This is a genomic window from Nonlabens ponticola (assembly GCF_003966335.1).
Lineage (GTDB): Bacteria > Bacteroidota > Bacteroidia > Flavobacteriales > Flavobacteriaceae > Nonlabens > Nonlabens ponticola.
Window position 1 is genome coordinate 1,937,389 of sequence record NZ_CP034549.1, and the last position, 21,728, is coordinate 1,959,116.

Annotated in this window: 21 protein-coding genes; 11 read left to right on the plus strand and 10 right to left on the minus strand. The window is 40.2% G+C overall.

What is annotated here, in order from left to right; all coding sequences use genetic code 11:
• Nucleotides 1-3: 3 nt before the first annotated feature.
• From EJ995_RS08720 to EJ995_RS08740, 5 genes are all read left to right on the plus strand, one after another.
• Complete coding sequence (locus EJ995_RS08720) at nt 4-1,332, plus strand: dicarboxylate/amino acid:cation symporter (RefSeq protein WP_126447630.1); 1,329 nt, start codon at nt 4-6, stop codon at nt 1,330-1,332.
• A 163-nt stretch (nt 1,333-1,495) separates the two neighbouring features.
• Nucleotides 1,496-2,527, plus strand: a complete 1,032-nt coding sequence (gshB, locus tag EJ995_RS08725; RefSeq protein ID WP_126447632.1) for a glutathione synthase — start codon at nt 1,496-1,498, stop codon at nt 2,525-2,527.
• Nucleotide 2,528: 1 nt separating this feature from the next.
• On the plus strand, nt 2,529-3,359 hold the full coding sequence (locus EJ995_RS08730) for an N-formylglutamate amidohydrolase (protein ID WP_317126797.1): 831 nt from the start codon (nt 2,529-2,531) through the stop codon (nt 3,357-3,359).
• Nucleotides 3,360-3,364: 5 nt separating this feature from the next.
• A complete protein-coding gene (locus EJ995_RS08735) occupies nt 3,365-4,528 on the plus strand; it encodes a flavohemoglobin expression-modulating QEGLA motif protein (protein WP_126447636.1) in 1,164 nt (387 codons plus the stop codon).
• A gap of 76 nt (nt 4,529-4,604) precedes the next feature.
• Nucleotides 4,605-5,177 (plus strand): PhnA domain-containing protein, encoded by a 573-nt coding sequence (locus EJ995_RS08740; protein WP_126447638.1) that lies wholly within the window; start codon nt 4,605-4,607, stop codon nt 5,175-5,177.
• Here EJ995_RS08740 and gldG read toward each other — a convergent pair.
• The 4 genes from gldG to EJ995_RS08760 are packed head-to-tail and all read right to left on the minus strand — an operon-like array spanning nt 5,174 to nt 8,710.
• Nucleotides 5,174-6,847, minus strand: coding sequence for a gliding motility-associated ABC transporter substrate-binding protein GldG (gldG, locus tag EJ995_RS08745; protein WP_241234619.1), 1,674 nt, complete (start codon nt 6,845-6,847; stop codon nt 5,174-5,176). The genes EJ995_RS08740 and gldG overlap by 4 nt on opposite strands.
• A gap of 8 nt (nt 6,848-6,855) precedes the next feature.
• On the minus strand, nt 6,856-7,584 hold the full coding sequence (gldF, locus tag EJ995_RS08750; protein ID WP_126447642.1) for a gliding motility-associated ABC transporter permease subunit GldF: 729 nt from the start codon (nt 7,582-7,584) through the stop codon (nt 6,856-6,858).
• Nucleotides 7,581-7,877 (minus strand): putative quinol monooxygenase, encoded by a 297-nt coding sequence (locus EJ995_RS08755; RefSeq protein WP_126447644.1) that lies wholly within the window; start codon nt 7,875-7,877, stop codon nt 7,581-7,583. The genes gldF and EJ995_RS08755 overlap by 4 nt, the downstream gene beginning before the upstream one ends.
• On the minus strand, nt 7,874-8,710 hold the full coding sequence (locus EJ995_RS08760; RefSeq protein ID WP_126447646.1) for an SAM hydrolase/SAM-dependent halogenase family protein: 837 nt from the start codon (nt 8,708-8,710) through the stop codon (nt 7,874-7,876). Before EJ995_RS08760 ends, EJ995_RS08755 begins: the two co-directional genes overlap by 4 nt.
• Nucleotides 8,711-8,860: 150 nt before the next feature.
• Here EJ995_RS08760 and EJ995_RS08765 point away from each other — a divergent pair, with 150 nt between their 5' ends.
• Both EJ995_RS08765 and EJ995_RS08770 read left to right on the plus strand, forming a co-directional pair.
• Nucleotides 8,861-9,811, plus strand: a complete 951-nt coding sequence (locus tag EJ995_RS08765; RefSeq protein ID WP_126447648.1) for a PhoH family protein — start codon at nt 8,861-8,863, stop codon at nt 9,809-9,811.
• A gap of 149 nt (nt 9,812-9,960) precedes the next feature.
• Nucleotides 9,961-10,920 carry a phosphoribosylaminoimidazolesuccinocarboxamide synthase gene (locus EJ995_RS08770; protein WP_126447650.1) on the plus strand — a complete coding sequence of 320 codons (960 nt, stop codon included), beginning with the start codon at nt 9,961-9,963 and terminating at the stop codon, nt 10,918-10,920.
• Between the two features lie 521 nt (nt 10,921-11,441).
• On the opposite strand, the gene EJ995_RS08775 is transcribed toward EJ995_RS08770, so the two are convergent.
• Together EJ995_RS08775 and EJ995_RS08780 are read right to left on the minus strand one after the other, a co-directional pair.
• A complete protein-coding gene (locus tag EJ995_RS08775) occupies nt 11,442-11,828 on the minus strand; it encodes an endonuclease domain-containing protein (RefSeq protein ID WP_126447652.1) in 387 nt (128 codons plus the stop codon).
• A gap of 133 nt (nt 11,829-11,961) precedes the next feature.
• Nucleotides 11,962-13,794 (minus strand): ABC transporter ATP-binding protein, encoded by a 1,833-nt coding sequence (locus tag EJ995_RS08780; RefSeq protein ID WP_126447654.1) that lies wholly within the window; start codon nt 13,792-13,794, stop codon nt 11,962-11,964.
• A gap of 199 nt (nt 13,795-13,993) precedes the next feature.
• Here EJ995_RS08780 and EJ995_RS08785 point away from each other — a divergent pair, with 199 nt between their 5' ends.
• The 3 genes from EJ995_RS08785 (at nt 13,994) to EJ995_RS08795 (ending at nt 16,283) form a co-directional block, all read left to right on the plus strand.
• Nucleotides 13,994-14,629 (plus strand): phosphoribosyl-AMP cyclohydrolase, encoded by a 636-nt coding sequence (locus EJ995_RS08785; RefSeq protein WP_241234620.1) that lies wholly within the window; start codon nt 13,994-13,996, stop codon nt 14,627-14,629.
• A gap of 65 nt (nt 14,630-14,694) precedes the next feature.
• On the plus strand, nt 14,695-15,393 hold the full coding sequence (locus tag EJ995_RS08790; protein WP_126447656.1) for a DUF2490 domain-containing protein: 699 nt from the start codon (nt 14,695-14,697) through the stop codon (nt 15,391-15,393).
• 149 nt (nt 15,394-15,542) lie between these two features.
• Nucleotides 15,543-16,283, plus strand: a complete 741-nt coding sequence (locus EJ995_RS08795) for a hypothetical protein (RefSeq protein WP_126447658.1) — start codon at nt 15,543-15,545, stop codon at nt 16,281-16,283.
• 48 nt (nt 16,284-16,331) lie between these two features.
• On the opposite strand, the gene EJ995_RS08800 is transcribed toward EJ995_RS08795, so the two are convergent.
• Together EJ995_RS08800 and EJ995_RS08805 are read right to left on the minus strand one after the other, a co-directional pair.
• Nucleotides 16,332-17,576, minus strand: coding sequence for an MFS transporter (locus EJ995_RS08800; RefSeq protein ID WP_126447660.1), 1,245 nt, complete (start codon nt 17,574-17,576; stop codon nt 16,332-16,334).
• Nucleotides 17,577-17,581: 5 nt separating this feature from the next.
• Entirely contained in the window at nt 17,582-18,691 is a 1,110-nt protein-coding gene (locus EJ995_RS08805) for a M42 family metallopeptidase (RefSeq protein WP_126447662.1), read from the minus strand.
• A gap of 105 nt (nt 18,692-18,796) precedes the next feature.
• Here EJ995_RS08805 and EJ995_RS08810 point away from each other — a divergent pair, with 105 nt between their 5' ends.
• Nucleotides 18,797-19,594, plus strand: coding sequence for a DUF4294 domain-containing protein (locus EJ995_RS08810; RefSeq protein WP_126447664.1), 798 nt, complete (start codon nt 18,797-18,799; stop codon nt 19,592-19,594).
• Here EJ995_RS08810 and EJ995_RS08815 read toward each other — a convergent pair.
• Entirely contained in the window at nt 19,591-20,829 is a 1,239-nt protein-coding gene (locus EJ995_RS08815) for a M48 family metallopeptidase (RefSeq protein WP_126447666.1), read from the minus strand. The two genes, EJ995_RS08810 and EJ995_RS08815, sit on opposite strands and share 4 nt — an antisense overlap.
• 74 nt (nt 20,830-20,903) lie before the next feature.
• The gene (locus EJ995_RS08820) at nt 20,904-21,716 is read right to left on the minus strand and encodes a TrmH family RNA methyltransferase (RefSeq protein WP_126447668.1); all 813 of its coding nucleotides are present in this window, start codon (nt 21,714-21,716) and stop codon (nt 20,904-20,906) included.
• Nucleotides 21,717-21,728 lie beyond the last annotated feature (12 nt).

Consider the following 21,728-nt stretch of genomic DNA (forward strand, 5'->3'; position numbering starts at 1 on the left):
TACATGAAAAAATTAGCATTACACTGGCAAATATTAATCGGGATGACCGCTGGAATCATCTTTGGTTTCATCATGGTGCAGCCATCTTGGGGTCCTGAATTTGTAGCAGATTGGATCAATCCATTCGGTACCATATTTGTCAATTTGCTCAAGCTTATTGCAGTGCCACTTATTCTAGCCTCCTTGATCAAAGGAATTTCTGATCTTAAGGATATTGCGAAATTCCGCAACATGGGATTACGTACTATTATCATTTACATAGCAACCACGATAATTGCTATAACACTAGGATTAGGACTGGTTAATTTATTGAATCCTGGTTCAGGAATCTCTCAAGACACCATCGAGAATTTGAGTTCAACCTATGAGGGTAATTCAAACATCGCAGGCAAATTAGCCACCGCAGCAGCGCAAAAAGATGCAGGGCCACTACAAGCTCTAGTAGATATGGTTCCAGATAATGCTGTCGCTGCCATGTCTAATAACAGCCTTATGCTACAGGTGATTTTCTTCGCCATATTTCTAGGTATTTCCATGCTATTAATAGGTGAGGATCGAGCGAAACCACTTAAAGATTTCTTTGATTCACTCAATGATGTAGTGCTTAAAATGGTGGATCTGATTATGCTCACGGCTCCTTTTGCGGTGTTTGCACTACTTGCTAATGTGGTTGTAAGTGCTGACGATCCAGAGATCCTTCTGGCATTATTATTCTATGCAGGAACCGTTGTTTTGGGATTACTGTGTATGATTGCGGTTTACTGTTTGATATTTTGGTTTTATGTGGGTAAATCACCACTATGGTTTCTCAATAAGATTGCACCAGCTCAATTACTTGCATTCTCAACCAGCTCCAGTGCTGCCACCTTACCTGTCACCATGGAACGTGTTGAGGAACACATGGGCGTTGAGAAAGAGGTTGCCAGTTTCGTATTACCAGTAGGTGCGACCATTAACATGGACGGTACAAGTTTGTATCAGGCAGTTGCAGCCGTATTCGTATGTCAAGCATTGGGAATTGATCTTACGTTGGGCGCACAACTAACTATCATTCTAACGGCTTTACTAGCATCCATAGGTAGTGCCGCGGTTCCTGGTGCTGGTATGGTGATGCTGGTTATCGTGTTGGAGTCCATCGATTTTCCTGCTGAGCTTCTTCCAGTCGCACTAGCGCTCATCTTTGCGGTAGATCGACCTCTAGACATGCTACGCACCACAGTCAATGTGACTGGTGATGCAACGGTTGCTTCGGTGGTGGCAAAATCGCTGGGCAAATTCGGCGAGCCAGATGTGAAGGATTGGGATGATAATCTTGATGAAGTTACTTCATAGAAGTCGCAATTGATATGCGGTAATGCTTGATGTAATTACGCTTTCGCGAAAGCGTAACTATCAACAATCTACCTGCACAATCCTGTAAAATCATTGCATTTACTTAACAGGTCTTACTAGTATTTATTCATAGTTTGCGCGTACCAACCAATACCTAGACTCTATGAATGTTTGTTTTATCATGTATCCATGGGAAGAAATCGTGCCAGAAAACGACACGACTCTTGCCTTAATCCACGAGTGCGTTAAGCGCGGTCATACCGTTGCTATCGCGACTCCTGCAAACTTGACAATACGTGATAGTATTGCTTATGCGTTTTCTAAAGTATTGCGCAGAATGGATAAGGTGCCTGCGCAACTCAAATCATTCTATAAACGTGCGGAACTTAAGGAAAAAATGTTGCCGCTGGCAGGATTTGATGTGATCATGATGAGAGCAAATCCACCACTGGATCCTATCGCGCTCAATTTTCTGGACAGTGTTAAGGATGATACGTTTATCGTAAATGATATAGAAGGATTGCGCAAAGCAAATAACAAACTCTATACGGCATGTTTTGATGATCCTGATAACACGATCATACCACGTACGCATGTTTCTAAAAACAAAGAGTACCTAAAATCTGTCATTAAGGAAAACCCTAGAGATCGTATGATTATGAAGCCATTAAATGGTTTTGGCGGTAGTGGCGTGATCATGATTGAGAAAAACGCGATGCACAATGTGAACTCTCTCATGGATTTTTACATTGATAATAAGGACGGTACAACCAACTATATCATTTTGCAGGACTATATCGAGGGCGCAGAACAAGGCGACTCTCGTATTCTGTTGTTAAATGGTCAACCTATAGGCGCTGTACGACGTGTTCCAGGTAGTGAAGATCATAGATCAAACATAAGCGCTGGTGGTACTTTTGAAAGGCACGTGCTCAATAAAGCGGAAAAAGCATTGTGCCGCAAAATAGGGCAGAAGCTCGTTGATGACGGCTTGTACTTTGTAGGTATAGACGTAATCAACGGCATGCTGGTAGAGGTAAATGTAATGTCGCCAGGCGGCATTACCTACATCAATAAAGTAAGCAAGGTCAAGTTGCAAGAGAAAGTGATTGACTTTTTTGAAGATAAAACGGAAGAACAAGTAAAAGCCTTGCACCGCAAGACCAAATTAAAAAATAGCCTTATCGATGAATAAAATGTCCATCAGAGAAATCCTGCGCAAGATCGAGAACGAAGAAATTTTTCATGCCGTGGCAGATGATTACTCATTCTCTATAAAAATTGATGATTACGTTCCCTATGCTTGTGCGGCGATTCACGATGGTCACAACTTCAGTAAAGATCTGTGGTCTAACTGTTTGCATACTGCCCACGATCGCTGGTATGAGGAAGATCCTGCGACCGGCACCATGATTTCATCTTTACCCATTACCATTATCTCTCACGATAGCAGGTTTGAATACGACCTTAATCGATCACCTGAAGATGCTATTTATGATACCGCTTGGGGCAAGAAATTATGGAAACATCCATTGAGTGATGATCTTAAACAACGTGCACTTGATAAGCATGAGGCATTTTATCGAGTCGTGTTGCAGCTTATTGTGAAGTTGGAAGAACTATTTGGTAGTGTTGTTTTTTATGATCTACATTCTTATAACAAGAATCGCTGGGATCGAGAGGTTCCCGTTTTTAATTTAGGAACATCAAATGTCGATCAAAATGAATACAGACAAGCGATTGAGCAATGGCAGGAATTTTTGAACAAAATGACCTTGCCAATTGACCAAAAGGTAACCTGTGCAATCAATGATGTCTTTCAGGGCAATGGATTCTTTTTGAAATATATTACTGATAACTCTGTAAACTCGTTAGTTCTCGCGACTGAGGTTTCTAAAATCTACTGCGATGAAGATACAGGTGTGATATATCCAGAGGTTGTACATGCATTAAGCGATCAACTCAAGTATTACATACAATCGCATGCCCATCGATTTTATGACAGACACCACACACAAGATTTTTAGTATTTATGAATGATGCAGTGAGAGAAGAGTACCAGGTGGTACTTGACATTGATGATAATATTAATAGACTGGTACGCAATTTGGAATTGCTGGCATTTATCAATCCGTTGAATATAGCTGCGGAGCGTAAGCAATTTTACCGCGCAAAATACCGATACAACCCACAATTCAAGTATCGTAAGGTGCGATTTGATACCTATAAGCTACATCGCTTATTCTACAGCCAGCGATTAAAGGATATTCAGGATGATCGATTGAGAGAGTTATACAAGGATGTAATCTATACCTACAGTGGCTTATTACAATGTATTGAAAGCATAGCGCAGCCCGATAATAAATTCTATTTCAATAGTTTGCGATTTTATGGCACACCAACAGATCGCATGGTTGAAAATGCAAAATTCATACTGCATTACGAGTCTGACGTTCAGGAATCTGCCCAGTTTCAAAATAACATCTCTACCCAAGATGCGATTGAATTTTTCAATGAGTACAAGCGTTTGTATTCCTTTGATTTTGATATAAAGACCAGTAGTGCGATGAGCGCCAGTGCCATGGTTTCTAATAAGGATCAGCGGTTAATTCTTAAGAAAAATCATTTATTCTCACAGCACCAACTCAATGTGTTGGCGCATCACGAGATAGGTGTGCACCTAGTGACAACCTTTAATGCAGACGCACAACCGTTGAAGATTTTCAGCAATGGTTTTCCCAATAATGTAGAGACCCAAGAAGGCCTCGCTGTCTATGCAGAATATATGAGCGGCAACCTAACGCTCACCAGACTCAAAGAGCTTGCTTATAGGGTTATCGCAACCGATAGCTTGATCAAAGGCAATGACTTCATGGAAACATTTGACCTCATTCACGGCCATTACAAATTAGATCGAGATAAGGCTTTCAACATCACGTTGCGAACGCATCGTGGTGGCGGTTTTACTAAGGATGCTTTATATCTTTCTGGCTTGCAAAAAGTATATAGCAGGCACCAACAGGACATCGGTATGGATCACATACTGTTAGGTAAATGTTCTATTGAATATGAAGACACGGTCAAGTACATGGAACAATTGGGTCTTGTTACACCTATGGCTCATCAATCGTTATCATTGCAAAACAACCACAACACAGACAAGCGTGTAGAGTGGATTTTAAATAATTTGAAGTAGATTTTATTCACCCAGCTATTAGGTTGTTACGCTTTCGCGAAAGCGTAATCATCAAACTACATTATACCAACAAACCATGTCAGATCAATTAAAAGACTTACAGGAACGATCAGAAAATCAATGTGAATTGTGTTCTTCTCGAGAATCCTTGCTCATATACGAGATTCCTGATTCACCTGCTGATGTGAAGGATACGAGCATTTTGGCATGCAGTACCTGTGTAGATCAATTGACAGATGCAAATCAAGTGCAGCCCAATCACTGGCGTGCTCTTAATGATAGTATGTGGAGCACCGTGCCAGCCGTCCAGGTAGTTGCTTACCGCATGTTGCATCAGCTTAAGAATGAAGGCTGGCCAGCAGATTTACTCGATATGATGTATCTAGAAGATGATGTTAAAAATTGGGCTGAAGCCGGCATTCAACGCGGTCCAAAAATGATACATCGCGACTCAAACGGTCATGTACTAACCAAAGGCGATAGCATCGTGCTCATCAAAGATCTTGATGTGAAAGGTGCCAACTTTACAGCAAAGCGCGGTACAGCAGTTCGTAATATTTCACTGGTTCATGACAATGAGAATCACATTGAAGGTAAAGTTAATGGTCAACACATTGTGATACTGACGCAGTACGTGAAGAAAAGCTAGTGAGCGTATCGCCTTTTGCGCAACGCGATAAATAAGGCACCAAATCCAAAGACCAATAGAATAGGAGCAACAATGTTCAGGAGCTGCCATAAGATACGTTGATCATAGGATCGCTCCACGTCCAGAAAGGCTATTTGATAATCCTTATTACGTAGATTGATCAATCCGTCATCGGCAAGGATGGAATTAACTACATTGAGCAAAAATTCCTTGTTGCCATAAAGCTGTCCAGTTCTCAAGTCATATCCTAGATCCAGCGGTTGTCCTCTATCTACTTGATTCTTCATAATATCGCCATCAGCACTTAGGAATATGCAGCTGTAATTGCTTTGATCTTTATGATCTGGATTGTCGAACGGCTTGACTCTATTTTTGAAGGCGCTTGTAAAATTACCTTGAGATATAACCGACAGTATCTGACTGTCTGATTGATAGTTATCCGGGTTGATGTCACGCTCTAGTTCAGATAGGGATATAGCGGTTGGCAAGGTGACAACTCGGGTGTTTTCACTGCTTGAAAGCAAAATTTGTTTTCGGTTTGAACTGTTCAACGTGTCGATGCTGCCTGTGTATTCAAACTTGACTTCTTCAAGATTTTTGGTAATGGCGATATCCTGACTACCTGAAGCGATAGGGTAGTACGGCCATTTAAATGCCTCGTATTGTGTATTCCTACCTTGACCTGTGGCAAGTGCGATTGGACCGCTCTGCAAGTCTTTAATCAATCCCTTTTTAAGCCGCAATCCATAACGGAATAGCATCTCGTCAAGGTTGAGATCTCTGGGTAGCGCATAAGCTGTTTGTTGCTCATTTGCTAGGCTATCATTTTCCATAATGATTGGATCAGCAGCGAGTAGCAAATTACCTCCATTCATCAAGTATTGATCTAGAATGTAGTTTTTGGTTTGTGAGAAAGCTATCGTTGGTTTGGCCTCGATAACAAGATCATATTGATTCAATGCGTTGAGTACTTGTCTAGGTTGGACGCTGTCGCTCGTGGTTACAAACTCAATTCCAAACGGTGCTACTTTATAATAGGCCTGCAGTGATCTTATAAAATCTGCTATTTGCAAATCACTCAATTCACCGCTATCGCGCAATATGGCGATGGACTTCTCTTTCTCTCTAGAAACCTTGCGCAAACCATCAATTAATTGATATTCCAGCTGCTGAATACTGGAATTTACGCGTTGTTCAGTTGTCGATCTTGCTACCGACTTTAACAGCGGTATCGCCGTACGTTTACCATCGTAGGCAATAATAGCATAAGGAAAAACAACGATATTAGTTTCTTTTCCTTGATCTAGAATGGTTGTTCTCGCAGCTTGCACGCCTTCACGAGCCAACTGTTGGATTACTTGATTACGCTCTTGCTCGTTAAGACCTTCGGTAGGATCTATAAATTCATATTTCAACTCTGGATGCTCATTACTCATCTCTTCCAGCAACTGTCGTGTTTCTTGCTTAAGTTTCAAGAACTCTGCAGGTAACTCGCCATCCAGGAATACGTCTATAAGAATTGGCAGCTCTGCATCATTCAAGTAATCTAGAGCTGTTGATGATAGCGTGTAGCGGTCATCGTCTGTCATGTCAATGCGTTCATAAAACTGCGTTGACAGCAAATTGACTAGAATCAATCCTGCTACCAGTAATACAAGCTTTTTGATCATTGACCTATTCATGACTTATCAATACTGTTTTCAAGAGTAAAAACTCCTAGTAAATAGAAAAAAGCTGCAACACTTATAAAGTAAATAAGATCTCGTGTGTCAATAACGCCGCGCGCCATACTTTCATAATGGTACTTCATGCCTAATGCAGTAACCGTATTGTCTGTATTCAAATAACCAGCAATACCTTCAAATCCAAAGTAGAAGAAAAAGCAAATTACCGCTGCTAATAGAAATGCCACGATTTGATTATAAGCGATGATGCTACACCAAATGGCGATCGCGATAAATATTAACGAAGACAATATTGCTCCTAGATAGCCACTGATGGTACTTCCAGTATCCAGATTGAAACTTTGCTCACCTAAAATTCCAATGCTAATTACATAAATTAAGGTTGGAATCAACGCAAAAAGGACAAGTGTGAAAACCGCCAAGTATTTTCCTAAAACTAATTGCCATGCAGCAATTGGCCTTGTAATGAGTAATTCTAGTGTTCCCAACTCTCTTTCCGCAGTGAAAGATCGCATACACACGGCAGGAATCAAGAAGATAAACAACCAAGGCAACAACATAAAAAACGGAGTCATATCTGCAAAGCCATAATTAAGCAGATTGCTGTCGCTGTCCATGACAAAGGTCATCAATCCACTCACAAGCAGGAACAAGGCAATAATCAGGTAGCCAGTCAGCGTACTGAAGTATCCCTTAAGTTCCTTGAAGTAGATCGCTATCATTTTAAGATCTGGATTTTGTTTACCGTATTGGCACTGGCAGGTTGTGAGAACATAGCCTTGGTTTTAGGCCAGATTTCCTTAAATAACGAGCTGTGTCGGTAATTATTGAGGTCATTTTCCGTATTCCAGTAGCTGTAAGTAAAAAATACGGTCTCATCGTGGGCATCCTGATACAGTTCTAGCAACGAGCAACCGGTCTGTTTGCGTATATCATCTTTGATCTCGTCAAACATGGTCTTGAAATCTTCAACTTTATCCTGCTCAAAATGCATTTTTACAATACGTGTAATCATGATGCATTAAAATTTATAACTACTGGTGTGTCTAGACGCAAACCAAATAACGTACTCGCGCTTCCTACCGTCAGTGGATTTGATTTATAGGTAGCGATTTCTATAAATCCTGCGGTATTAAATATAACCAAACCTCGACCATCAACATCGCGCTTTGCTACCGGTGTATCAAATTTTACAATGTCACTATATCGATTAAAGATTTGCTTGTGTTTCTCGCTGCGAGCCGATAATTCAAACGAGCGACCGCGACCTACACTTTCAAATAATTCACGATTGATATTGGTGACACTATTGCCATAATTATCAATATAAATAACTTGACCATTGATGTAGCTCTTATTCTCAGACACGGTAGGATGGATGCCCGATATATTTTTAAGGCTTTTAATGGGTTTTCCTATTACTTCAAGAGTACCGCCACGAGCGATGTGACAAGCGGTTTTGACAAATACATCTAACGTAGTAAAGTTTGACGAGATACGGTCGTGTATGTTAATCTCCACCATGCGCTCTGCGTTGAGTTTACTCATTATAAGGCACAGGACACCATTATCAGCACATATAAAATAATGATCGTTCAATTTTACGGCAACATGCTTGTTTTCTACCGTATGTTCTGCATCAACACCTATTATGTGAATAGAACCTTTAGGAAATGATGAATAGGCATTTTGAATGATGTAAGCTGCCTCAGCGATATGAAATGGTGAAACGTCGTGTGAGATATCAACAACATTTACCTGTTCCAACTCATTGTAGATAGCTCCTTTAACGGCACCAACATAGGGATCTTTCCATCCAAAATCTGTCGTCAAAGTTATTACGGCCATGCGGTAACCTGCGGTTGTTGATTAATTCGATATTAATTAAGAAAATAGCATTGGGGCAACTAGCCTATATTTCTTACTTTCATACAGCACATGTGTGCTTGAACAAAACTAAAAAATAATAGACGCAATAAGTCACTTAATTCACCGCATTTGAACGAACTTATCATTGACCTGGCAGAATCCAATCCACGCGAATTCTTTGGCGTAAAAAATAAGAACCTAGCCTTTTTAAAGCAGCATTACCCTAAACTCAAGATTGTCGCTCGCGGCTCTATCATGAAGGTTTATGGTGATGAGGAACGCCTGCAGGAATTTGACAGCAAATTGGAAATGCTATTAAAATACTTCAGCAAATACAATAAGATCGACGAGAATGTGATTGAACGATTGCTCACATCTAATGAGACTGAGGCCTTTGATAGTAAAGGCTCCGGTGATGTTTTGGTTCATGGAAATAATGGAATGCTTATCAGGCCCAAAACGCCTAACCAGCGTAAACTTGTCGCTTTGTGCAAGAAGAATGACATGGTATTTGCCATAGGCCCTGCAGGAACTGGTAAAACCTACATAGGTGTTGCCCTTGCGGTACAGGCACTTAAAAATAAAGAAGTCAAACGCATTATTATTACGCGACCAGCAGTTGAGGCTGGCGAGAATTTAGGTTTTTTACCAGGCGATCTCAAGGAAAAATTAGATCCTTATATGCAGCCTATCTACGACGCTTTGCGAGACATGGTACCGACTGAGCGTCTTGCCAGTTACATCGAGAAGGGTACCATTCAAATCGCACCGCTAGCTTTCATGCGCGGTCGCACACTGGATCAAGCTTATGTAATTCTGGATGAATCACAAAACACCACACACGCACAGATGAAAATGTTCCTGACCAGAATGGGTAAGGATGCAAAATTCTTCATCACTGGCGATCCAGGACAAATCGATTTGCCACGCCGCACCATTTCAGGGCTTAAAGAGGCGTTGCTCATCCTTAAAGATGTCGATGGAGTAGGCATGATGTACCTGGATGATAGCGATGTAGTGCGACACAGACTAGTCAAAAAGGTCATAGCAGCCTACAAGGATATTGAAAACCGTAATTAAAATAAGTGGTTTCATGATGGTGATAATTACGCTTTCGCGAAAGCATAATCCCAGCTATCATCGTCAATAACTATTGAATAAAAAGGAGTCCTATTTGCTTAATTGCAAGTGGGATTTCTCAATTTTACCGAAGATTTAAACAAGGCAACATGTTTCTTTTTGACACGATAACCGATACTAATTTTCAATTTCCAAAACAGCAGAAAGTCTATAAAGGCAAGGTGCGCGAGGTGTACACGCTAGAAGATGATTTGCTTGTTATGATTGCTAGCGATCGCTTGAGTGCCTTTGACGTCGTGATGCCTAGAGGTATTCCTTTTAAAGGACAAATCCTTAATCAAATCGCGACCAAAATGATGGCCGCTACCTCAGACATTGTTCCCAATTGGCTTATCGCAACACCAGATCCTAATGTTGCCATAGGTAACAACTGTGATCCATTCAAGGTAGAAATGGTGATACGTGGATATTTGAGTGGTCATGCAGCCAGAGAGTACAAATCGGGTAAACGCGAGCTTTGTGGTGTTGCAATGCCTGATGGCATGAAGGAAAACGATAAGTTCCCACAACCAATTATAACACCAGCCACCAAAGCCGAAATGGGCGATCATGATGAAGATATTTCACGCGAGGATATCCTTGCTCGTGGAATCGTATCTGCGGCAGACTATGAAGTTTTGGAAAACTATACACGAGCTCTTTTTGAAAGAGGCACCCAGCTAGCTGCAGATCGAGGCTTGATCTTAGTGGACACCAAATATGAATTTGGTAAAACCGCAGATGGTACCATCGTGCTTATTGATGAGATCCATACACCAGATTCGTCTAGATATTTTTATGCTGATGGTTATCAAGAACGTCAAGATAACAATGAGGCACAAAAGCAATTGAGCAAAGAGTTTGTGCGTCAATGGTTGATTTCCAATGATTTTCAAGGCCTAGAAGGTCAACAAGTTCCAGAAATGAGTGATGAATATATCTTATCAGTAAGTGAACGCTATATTGAGCTTTACGAGAAAATTACCGGCGAGGAATTTCAAAAAGCAGACACCAATAATATACTGGATAGGATAGAAGCAAATGTTATGGAGTGGCTTAAGACGAACTAGTTATGTTTTAAATCTAAATCAAAGTCTAAATCAAAGTCTAAGTCTAAGTCTAAGTTGAAGTTGAAGTTTAATTACGACTTTTAGTCCAACTTGGAATTTAAGTCCCGTTGAAGTATAAAATCAAATAAAACTGAGACTATAAGTTGCAACTACAAACTGTGACTAGAATACGACCGGAAACTGCGACTGATGACTGTCAACTGCCAACTAAAACTGAGAACTCCAAACTGCAAAAGCAACTGTAAACTGTAAACTGCGACTGGAGACTGTTAACCGTCGACTGAAAACTCAAACACTATTGATACCCAGCGGCCTGCAGATTAAATAATCTAGAATAAAATCGCAGTCAAATGCGTGTTACTCATTCATAAGTAAATCAACATTTTTATAGTATTGCTATTTGATTTGGAACTAGTATCAAATTCCTTGCCTTAGATAAGGCGAGGACAGAAGTAAAACTTGTTTTGCTTCAGGAGTGGTTGAATACTAATGCCTGAGAAAGATGGATCAGATTAATAATATTACTCAATTTCCTTTTCTAGGATTCCACAATGCTTACGTATATCATTTAAAACATGAGGTAATTCAGAAAAAACATATTGATTTTCATATCTCAAAACGGTAAAACCATTTTTCCCTAGGTATAGATCTCGTAATTGATCTTTTTCTAACTGTTCAGGTTGATCATGACCTTCACCATCTAATTCAATAATCAAATTATGTTGAGCACAGTAGAAGTCAACGATATAATTTTTTATAGAGTGCTGTCTCCTAAATTTCAGTCCATCTAGCTTTTTTGAACCTAAGAAAGTCCACAAGTATGCTTCTGCTGGTGTGAGATTCTTGCGCAAACTCTTCCTGTATTTTTTGAGGTGCTTAAGGTTATGAGTTGGTGGATGTTTTTTCACAATAGAAAAATATCAATTTCAATCGTTATTACAAAAAATCGGGTTTTTCAACCTATCCGTCTCACAAACGGCTATCACCTTTTTGTGATCCACCTTTCCTTAACTAAGGAAAGGAGTTATTAAAAGAGTAATTTTACTGATACCCAGCAGCCTGCAGATTAAATAATCTAGAATACAACTGCGGATTTTCCATGAGCTCCTCATGTGTTCCTATTTCAGCAATTTTGCCATCTTGTAGCACCAGAATACGATCTGCCATGCGCACGGTGGAGAAGCGGTGTGATATGATAATGCTAGTCTTGCCTTTTGTCAATCCAATAAATCGTTCAAAAACATCATATTCTGCCTGTGCATCTAGCGCGCTGGTAGGTTCATCCAGTACCATGATGTCTGCATCCTTCATGTAGGCTCTTGCGAGCGCAACTTTTTGCCATTGTCCACCGCTTAACTCTTGACCTTTGGCAAATCTGCGTCCCAGTTGCTGGTCGATACCATCCATCATGGTTTCTATTACCTGATTGGCAAGACTGCGATCTGCTGCATCGAGAATCATGGGATCGTTAGAGATCTCGTCTATGTTTCCGACGGCTATGTTTTCGCGCAAGCGGAATTCATATTTAAAGAAATCCTGAAAGATGACGCCAAAACGAGCACGATATTCTTCTTTACTAAAGCGATTGATGTTGATGCCGTCCAATAGTATTTCACCGCTTGTAGGTTTATAAAACCTAAGAATGAGTTTTATAAGCGTCGTTTTACCAGCGCCATTTTGACCTACAAAAGCGATTTTCTCACCTGCTTTGATTTCAAAGTTCACACCTTCTAGCACTGGTGTATCACTACCTGGGTAATTAAATCGAACGTCCTTGAGTTCAAAACCGGATTTGATGACCTCAGGAATGGCAACAGGATTTTGAGTTTCTTGAGATAAAGGAATATCTAAGAAGTCAAAATAATCTCTCAAATACAGGGCGCTTTCTGAAATGCGCGTAAAACGAGAGAAGAATTGCTGTAAGTTGTTGCGCAGTCTATTGAATGAACCTGATAAGAATGTCAATTCACCAATGGTGAGCACACCAGCGATCACCTTAATTATGATAAAAATGTAAGCCCCATAATAAGACAGTGTCCCTAGAATATTGAAAAGAGAACCGTACAAGCTTTGTTTTAGTGATAGATTTTTATTAATCAAATAATATTTATGGGACAGCTTACTGAAGCGTTGCGCGATATAATCAGTCAGGCCGAATAGTTTCACCTCTTTGGCAGTGGTATTATTTGCTCCTACATATCTCAAATAATCCAGCTCGCGACGCTCGGCAGTCCAGCTGCGTGCTAGGGAATATCGATGGCCGCTATATTTTGCCTCATTGATAAATGACGGTATGATACTGAGAACCAATAAAACTATAAGCCATGGTTCAAAATAGATGAGCGCGGCAATTAAGGAGACGATAGAAATGATAGCTTGCACTTGGCTCAGCGCATCACTCATCAGGTTTACACGACCATTGGTTTGCTGTCGCGCACGCTCAAGCTTATCATAGAACTCAGGATCTTCTAGTTGCTCAAGCGTTAACTCATTTGTCTTGCGTATTATTTTTTCCGACGAGGCATTTGAGTATAGATCTCCTATCAATCCATCTGTTAGCGTGATGCCGCGATTAAGAATTTCTGTGAACACAACAACACCTAATTCTATACCAACGAAAGTCCAAAGTCTGGTTAAATCCTGATTTTCTAGGCTTATTTGTAGGATAATCTCGTCAATGATGATCTTACCTATCCACAAGGTAACCACCGGTGACAGCGCAGTGAGTAATCGTGCAAATGTGTTGAGCGTAAATAACTTCGGACTTACTCTCCAGATCTCCTTAAAAAATCGTGGTATCGCAGATAATGAGTCCAGTGAAAAGACTGATGTTTTTTTCTTATCTGTAATCGATTGTAATCGCGGTCTTGCCATCTAGCAAAGATACTGGAGCATCTCGTTTAATTCTAGATAATGCTGAATGGGTAGGTATATTATCAACCTTCAAAAATAAAAAATGATAGCAATAGTATCATAACTAATAGTAATGCTATTAATTAAAAGTTAATTACTATTAGTTGGTAGAATTCTACTCGTATGTTTGTCTCAACAAAAACAAAAAAGATTAAACATTATGAAAAACCTATTTAAACTCAATTTTATCGCTTTATTAGCTATCAGTAGCTTAATGGTCTCTTGTGATCAGAATAAAGCGGCTCAAAATTCATCAATTAACAAGGCAGCCGAGCAAAGCGAGAGCGAGGACACAAGTCAAGATCCTCTTCTTTACTCAGATGAGTGCATTTCTGAACGTGAAGTAGTAGAAGCACAAAAACTATGGGGTGCCGGTATTGTGCGCATCGGTAAAGTTTATACAGATGATGGTGATTACAGTAATGAGGCAGCAGACTTTATTCAAGACATGTATGCATATGATCTGAGTAGTGTTTTATTTAAACCTACATTGGCTTCTGATGATCAATTTAGATCAAGCTTTGATGCAGCACTTTCATATTTTGTTGCAGGTAATGAAGCTTATCCAGAAGATAAGGGGTTTGCAATTAAACCTTATAATAAAGTTACCTTTGATAATACTGGTATCATAAATAATAGTTGTCGTATGGCGGTGGCAATGGGTAATTATTACTTTACAGCCCTTGACGGTAGTGAGACAAAAGTTGAATACACTTTTGCCTATGTCAAAGACAAAACTGGAAAACTAAGAATAGTAGCACACCAGTCTTCACTGCCCTATGCACCAGTAAAATAACATCATTAAATCTTGTCATGCCCAACTTCATAATTAAAGTTGGGTATGATTTTTAAATCAAACTCATGAGAAACTATTTTTTACTACTCCTAATTTCCGTAGGATTTACCACATCCATCAATGCTCAAGGTCCAGATGAAGATCAATTAGGAGCATGGTACATGTATTTTTGGAATACAACTTTTAACGAGTCAAATTGGGGTGTGCAAGGAGACTATCAATATCGTGATTGGAGAGGTTTGGGTGACCGAGAGCAGCTGCTATTGCGCACAGGTGTGACGTACACACCAACAGACTCTGGCGTAAAGTTTACCCTAGGTTATGCAAATATTACATCCGGACAATACGGTACGGACATAGATGCACCGTCAACTGAAAATAGAATTTATCAAGAAACTCTTTTTGGTCAGACTATTCTAAAGAAAATGTTATTGACTCATAGAATCAGGTATGAACAACGATTTGTTGAAGATCAGGATTTTAGAACCCGATATCGATATAATCTCTTTGTAAATGTTCCATTCACGGGCACTACACTGGATAAGAACACTATGTATTTTGCATTCTATAATGAGATATTCATAAATGGTGAACGCAATATAGGTGAAGGTCGTAACGTCCAATTTTTTGATCGCAATCGAACTTATTTAGGATTAGGTTATGCTGTGAACGATAACGTACGGTTTCAGTTAGGATGGATGGAACAAACGACCGCTAGCTTTCAAAAAGGACAATTACAATTCAGTATGCATCATACATTTTAATATACTCAATTTTTTATCATTACTAAAAATCTCATGATTTTGCGATTTCATTCAAGCGAATTTACAGACTGATTTACAGGATGCGAGGCTTAATTATTAGATTACCTGTATGTTATATGCAAGTTGTATCTTTGAATAACAATGTGATTATGAAAAAGACTTTTTACATTATAGTTCTTCTCCTTACTGTCAATACAATAAATGCCCAGGTAGGTATAGGGACACCTATGCCAGATCCATCTACTATTCTTGATATTGTTGATACAGAGCGTGGTGTGTTACTACCTAGAATGACTAATGCACAACGAGATGCCATTGTCGATCCAGCGCCAGGATTGCTATTTTATAATGTGGATGCAGATCAAATCCAGATCAATGCCAATAGTGCAGCGGCGCCTGTTTGGGAAGAATTTAGCCTCGTACCTGCAACAGCAAGTGCGCCTGGAGATTCTATAAAGTATGAAAATACAGATGTGACTACGGATATTAATGCCAACACGGCTTATAGCAACTTACCTATTTTTGGCACAGAATTGTGGAATGACAATACATCACTATATAGTGTAACTGGTGAAGAATTGACAATAGCGATCGCTGGTCGATACAATTTAAGAACTAACGTTTCCATAATCAATCCAGGAACTAATGGTGCTAGGCAATCACCGGAACTGCGATACTTTGTCAATGGAGTTGCTGTTGGTTCTTACGCTTCAACTGGATATATAAGACGTACTGGTGGACACCAAGAAAGTAGCTTACATCTCGATGAAACTTTTGATATCCCAGCCGATGCTGTAGTTACCGTTAGAGTTCGCAGGATTGGTAGCACTGGACCAGTAAATCTAAGAGAAGTAGGTGCATCCAATATCCTTATTACTAAGATTAGATAGAATTCCGTTTTCCTGCCTGCCCGCAGACAGGTACGAAGGCAACAATGGTCACTTATCTGAACTTATCCTGCTGAAAATCGTAGCTGCCACCAAACCAATTAAAGAAAATACGGCCAGCATCATAAACACATATTGATGTCCTCGCTCACCAGGCCAGCCATCAAGAAAATAACCAATCGCTGGTCCCATGAATATATCGGGAGTATAACCAACAAGCGAAATCAACCCAATCGCAGTACCGGTCACCGCAACGGGAATCTGTCCTTCTTGCAAGGCGGCAAAATATAATGTTCTAAAAGCATAAACGCCTGTAGCGACTATAAGGATTGATCCTAAGAATAGAGTAGTGGTAGATGGTTCTATCCAGCCGGCGGCAAATAATATGGATCCTACAAGCATTATACAAAAACCTAACATCATCATAAGTGATGTTTTGGTTTTATCAGCTAGCAATCCTATCGTGACTCCTATGATGGGTCTTATGTATAATAAATAAGTTCCCACTTGGGCTGATTCTACATCATTCATTCCCATGACATCACTGGCGTATAATGAGAAAACATCAGTTATTTTGTAACCCGTGTAGGCACATAAAATAATGATCATAAGCAGGTAAACCGCTGGTATTTTGATGACAGTTGCAAAATTGTCGAATAAATCTCGCCAATTAATTGCAACTGAATTTGTTTCTTCCACAGGTTTAAGAAAAAACAGTATCAATAAACCAACCAGCCCAATGATTGCACTGCTCACAAGTATCACTTGGCTAAAGGCTTCTTGTCGATCTTCTAGCGATAAATTTATCTCTTGCTCTGGTAGAAACAGCGAGAATACCAATATTCCTAAGGATCCAAAACCTGCTGCTACCAAACCACGACCACCATCCAATAATCCAAAAGCCAAGCCTTGATTATCACTGCCACCCCAAATTCTAGTAGCCTTTAACATCGCCGCCCAAAAAAGAAATATGGTAGTGAAACCCCAGTAACCGTACAGAATCTGCAAGGTCCAGAATTCAGGAAAGCCAGAATATACAAGGCCGCCTGCCGCTGTACTGAACAAGGCGATAGCAATCAAATATCTGGGAGCAAACTTATCTGCTATGGAGCCACCAAATAAATAGGAAACAAAAGCGACCACACCATAGGTAGAAAAACAGGCACCTAGTTCAACATTGTTGATTTGAAAAACCTCAAGAACTGTTGGCCTAAAAACTCTAGCTAGTACAAACGGCAGTATAAAAACTGCCTCACCAGCTAGAATTAATAACGCTATGTTGAGCCATTTTTTGATAGGCTTTAAATCAACTTTTTACTAGGCTTATCAAAATAGGAGAAACTCTGATCTGCCTTGAGTTCGAGTAAAGTTTCATAAATCATCTTGATCACATTCTCAACGTCGTCACGATGAACCATTTCTACCGTTGTATGCATGTATCTTAACGGTAACGAGATCAACGCGCTAGGCACGCCACCATTACTGTATGCAAAAGCATCGGTGTCTGTTCCTGTAGATCTACTGGTAGCACGACGCTGGAAAGGTATTTTCTTAGCCGTGGCCGTATCTAGAATCAAGTTGCGCAATCTGTTTTGCACAGCTGGCGCATAGGCTACTACTGGACCTTTACCAATGGCCGCATCACCATTTGATTTTTTATCAATCATAGGCGTGGTTGTGTCGTGTGTTACATCAGTAACAATCGCGACGTTGGGTTTGATGGTTTGTGTGATCATCTCAGCACCACGCAGGCCTATTTCTTCTTGAACACTGTTCGTTACGTATAGCCCAAAATCCAGTTCTTTCTTATTTTCCTTGAGTAGTCTGGCAACTTCGGCAATCATGAAACCGCCCATGCGATTATCCAGCGCGCGACAAACAAACTTGTTTTTATTGAGCACGATAAATTCATCTGGATAGGTAATCACACAACCTACATCAACACCTAGTTTTAAAACTTCTTCTTTGTTTTCTGCACCTACATCAATAAAGATATTGTCCTGCTTTGGTGCTTCTTCCTTGCTTTTATTGCGCGTGTGGATCGCTGGCCAACCAAAGACTCCAGTAACAATTCCTTTATCAGTATGGATATTCACGCGTTTTGAAGGTGCGATTTGATGATCGCTACCACCGTTGCGCACGACATAAATAAGACCATCATCAGTGATATAATTCACATACCAGGCAATTTCATCTGCGTGACCTTCAATGACCACCTTATATTTTGCCTCTGGATTGATGACACCAACGGCGCTACCATAGTTATCGGTGATAAACTCATCAACATACGGTTTCAAGTAGTCCATCCATACTTGTTGACCGTTCCATTCATAGCCTGTAGGCGATGCGGTATTAAGGTATTCCTCGAGAAATTTGAGTGATTTATCAGTTAGGATGCTATTTTTTGCCATGGATATTGATTTTTGCGTGAAGATAAGAACCACCTACATATTAGGTAGGTTAAAGCTGGTTATTCTTATTTTTGGAACGCTTTTTGGCAGCTATTTATCATGTGTATGACCAGATTACTTGTTGTGATGTTGTTGTTGGGTTCTGCTTTCGCGAAAGCGCAATCCACACCAGCCGACTCTACAAAAACACCAGACCTAGAATACTACTATGTAGATGGTGACAGTGTGAGTTCTATCGAGCTTGAAGAAGTCCTGTTAATACCAGAGCTCAAATTTACCAGTCGATATGAACGAGTACGCTATGCCATCCTACAGCGAAAGACCAAAAAAGTATGGCCATACGCAAAGCTTGCCGCAGAACGTCTAACAGAACTTGACCGCCGACTCGCAACGATAGAAAACAAGCGCGATCAAAGGCGATATGCCAAAATGGTAGAGAATTATATAGAAGATGAATTCACAGCAGAGCTTAAAAAACTAACTACTACCGAAGGTCAAATACTCATCAAACTAATTCACAGGCAAACTGGTGATAACGCCTTTGAGCTTATCAAAAGACTGCGCAGTGGCTGGAGTGCTTTTTGGTTTCATAATACCGCAAAGGTTTTTGATATCTCGCTCAAAGAGGAATTCAAACCCACTACGATTGTAGAAGATTTTTACATCGAAGATATTTTACAGCAGCAATTTAAACGCGAGACCTTAGAAAGTCAGTCGCCAGCCATTCCCATAGATTACTATACTGGTCGCAGCCTATGGAAAGAATATGAACGCAACCTACCGGCAGATTATGACTCCATCAATCTTGCCAAACGATCTGCACGCATCGCAGAATATCGCGCCAAGAAACGAAAGGAAGCGCAAAAAGCTAGCCGTCGTAAAAAACGTAGGAATAAGAATTAATCCAATTCATTCATCGCCTCGATGCGCTGTTGCAAACTAGGATGTGAGTAGTGCAGGAAAACGTAGGCTGGATGTGGCGTGAGATTACTCAAGCTGGTTTTTGACAATGTTTTTAATGCATTGATAAGCGGTTGTGATTTATACGTACGACTTGCATACTCATCGGCCTGGTATTCAAATTTTCTGGATAACCAGCTCATCACGATTCCTGTGATGGTAGAAATAGGCGAGTAGAGCAGTCCAAAGGCCACCAAACCTACATGAAAAGATGGTGTAGCCACTCCTAATGCTTGGGATAACGTCTCGCTATCAACGACTAATGAGAAAATCCAAAGGGTAAATCCAGTAGTTAGCGTGCTAGCAATCAAATTATAGATGATATGTTTTTTCTTGTAATGACCTACTTCATGAGCAAGCACTGCCACGATCTCATCATGGGATAGTTTGTCAATTAATGTATCATATAAAGTCACGCGTTTCTCACTGCCGAATCCGCTGAAATAAGCATTGGCCTTTGTCGATCGTTTGCTGCCATCTATCACAAAAATTTTATCCAGTTGAAAACCAACGCTACTCGCATAAGTATTGATAGAGCTTTTTAGATCTCCTTCGCTCAACGGCACTTGTTTATTAAATAGCGGTACAATCAATCGTGCATAAAACATATTCATGATCATGGTAATCATGAAGGCTAATATCCAAACATACCACCAGAAGTTATCGCCAGCCCATCGATAGCATAGTATTACCAGCGCAAGAAAGCCACCGCCTAAAATTGCCGTGAGCAACCAACCCTTGATTTTGTCTATAATAAATAGTTTTTTGGTTGTCTTATTAAAACCAAATCGTTCCTCTATAACAAAAGTGCCGACATAGGAGAATGGCAAAGAAATGAGTTCACCAGCAGCCGCGATAATTCCAAAAAAAATGATCGCTACTAAAATATCGTTATCAGTATAAGTTCTTGCCCATGAATCTACAATCGCAAAGCCATCAACCATGAGGAAAATCAAAATTGCCAGAAAGGAAAACGAACTTGAAATGGTACCAAATCTAAAATTGACCCTTTTGTAATCTTGCGATTTACGGTATTCCTCTTCATCATAGACATCACTTAGAGAGTCTGGAACAGGTTTAGAATACCACGTATAATTAAGATAGCTCAATGTACGTTCCAGAGCAAAGTCAAAGACCAGAATCCCAATGATGATGTAGAACAAAGTTTGTGCTTCCATGGGGCTAAAGTACTATTATCTAATAGTGTACTTGAAACAATTGCTTTGAACTTATTAACGCCACTCAGGATGTTTCAGAAACCTCGCTGGCGTGCTGCTTCAAATAACAAAATTGCCGCACTTACTGATACGTTCATGCTATCAATGGCACCGCGCATAGGTATGATCACATTTTGCACCGCAGCATCTCGCATCTCTTGTGATAGTCCTGTAGCTTCTGTTCCTACCGCAATGGCAGTGCTGCTGGTATAATTGATCAAATCATAGCGTTCACTAGCCTGCAACGTGGCAGCATATAAATTGATGTTTTGCTCCTTCAAAAACAAGATGGTTTCTGTGGTCGATGATGTGATTACAGGAACGGTGAATACACAACCTACACTTGACCTGATGACATTAGGATTATAAAGATCTGTAATGGAATTTGTAATGATCACGGCATCTACTTTTGCAGCGTCTGCAGTACGCAATAGCGCTCCTAAGTTGCCTGGTTTCTCTGGCGATTCTGCAATAAGTATGAGTGGATTGGTATCTAATTGTAATGAGGATAATTGTTGGGATTTTGCTTTCGCGAAAGCAATACAACCTTCAGTACCGCTGCGATAGGCGAGCTTCTCATAGACCTCACTGCTCACCGCGATAACCTCGGTAGATTCCTTAATATTGATGTGCTTTTCAATTTGATCTCTGGTAAATTCACTACTTTCTAGGAATACCTCACCACAAATTAGTAACTGCGTCAACTCAAAGCCACCATCTAGCGCTAATTGTATTTCCCTTTTTCCTTCAACGAGAAACAAGCCCTCTTTTTTGCGAGCTTTACTCTTGCGCTGCAGCTGTTCCGCAAGACGTATGGTGGCATTATGTGGGCTCGAGATGAATTTCAAAAGCAAGATATT

Bases quoted from the DNA above. Each gene is read 5' to 3' on its own strand.
- EJ995_RS08720 (WP_126447630.1), top strand. From the start codon at position 4: ATGAAAAAATTAGCATTACACTGGCAAATATTAATCGGGATGACCGCT.
- gshB (WP_126447632.1), top strand. From the start codon at position 1,496: ATGAATGTTTGTTTTATCATGTATCCATGGGAAGAAATCGTGCCAGAA.
- EJ995_RS08730 (WP_317126797.1), top strand. From the start codon at position 2,529: ATGTCCATCAGAGAAATCCTGCGCAAGATCGAGAACGAAGAAATTTTT.
- EJ995_RS08735 (WP_126447636.1), top strand. From the start codon at position 3,365: ATGAATGATGCAGTGAGAGAAGAGTACCAGGTGGTACTTGACATTGAT.
- EJ995_RS08740 (WP_126447638.1), top strand. From the start codon at position 4,605: ATGTCAGATCAATTAAAAGACTTACAGGAACGATCAGAAAATCAATGT.
- gldG (WP_241234619.1), bottom strand. From the start codon at position 6,847: ATGATCAAAAAGCTTGTATTACTGGTAGCAGGATTGATTCTAGTCAAT.
- gldF (WP_126447642.1), bottom strand. From the start codon at position 7,584: ATGATAGCGATCTACTTCAAGGAACTTAAGGGATACTTCAGTACGCTG.
- EJ995_RS08755 (WP_126447644.1), bottom strand. From the start codon at position 7,877: ATGATTACACGTATTGTAAAAATGCATTTTGAGCAGGATAAAGTTGAA.
- EJ995_RS08760 (WP_126447646.1), bottom strand. From the start codon at position 8,710: ATGGCCGTAATAACTTTGACGACAGATTTTGGATGGAAAGATCCCTAT.
- EJ995_RS08770 (WP_126447650.1), top strand. From the start codon at position 9,961: ATGTTTCTTTTTGACACGATAACCGATACTAATTTTCAATTTCCAAAA.
- EJ995_RS08780 (WP_126447654.1), bottom strand. From the start codon at position 13,794: ATGGCAAGACCGCGATTACAATCGATTACAGATAAGAAAAAAACATCA.
- EJ995_RS08785 (WP_241234620.1), top strand. From the start codon at position 13,994: ATGAAAAACCTATTTAAACTCAATTTTATCGCTTTATTAGCTATCAGT.
- EJ995_RS08790 (WP_126447656.1), top strand. From the start codon at position 14,695: ATGAGAAACTATTTTTTACTACTCCTAATTTCCGTAGGATTTACCACA.
- EJ995_RS08795 (WP_126447658.1), top strand. From the start codon at position 15,543: ATGAAAAAGACTTTTTACATTATAGTTCTTCTCCTTACTGTCAATACA.
- EJ995_RS08805 (WP_126447662.1), bottom strand. From the start codon at position 18,691: ATGGCAAAAAATAGCATCCTAACTGATAAATCACTCAAATTTCTCGAG.
- EJ995_RS08810 (WP_126447664.1), top strand. From the start codon at position 18,797: ATGACCAGATTACTTGTTGTGATGTTGTTGTTGGGTTCTGCTTTCGCG.
- EJ995_RS08815 (WP_126447666.1), bottom strand. From the start codon at position 20,829: ATGGAAGCACAAACTTTGTTCTACATCATCATTGGGATTCTGGTCTTT.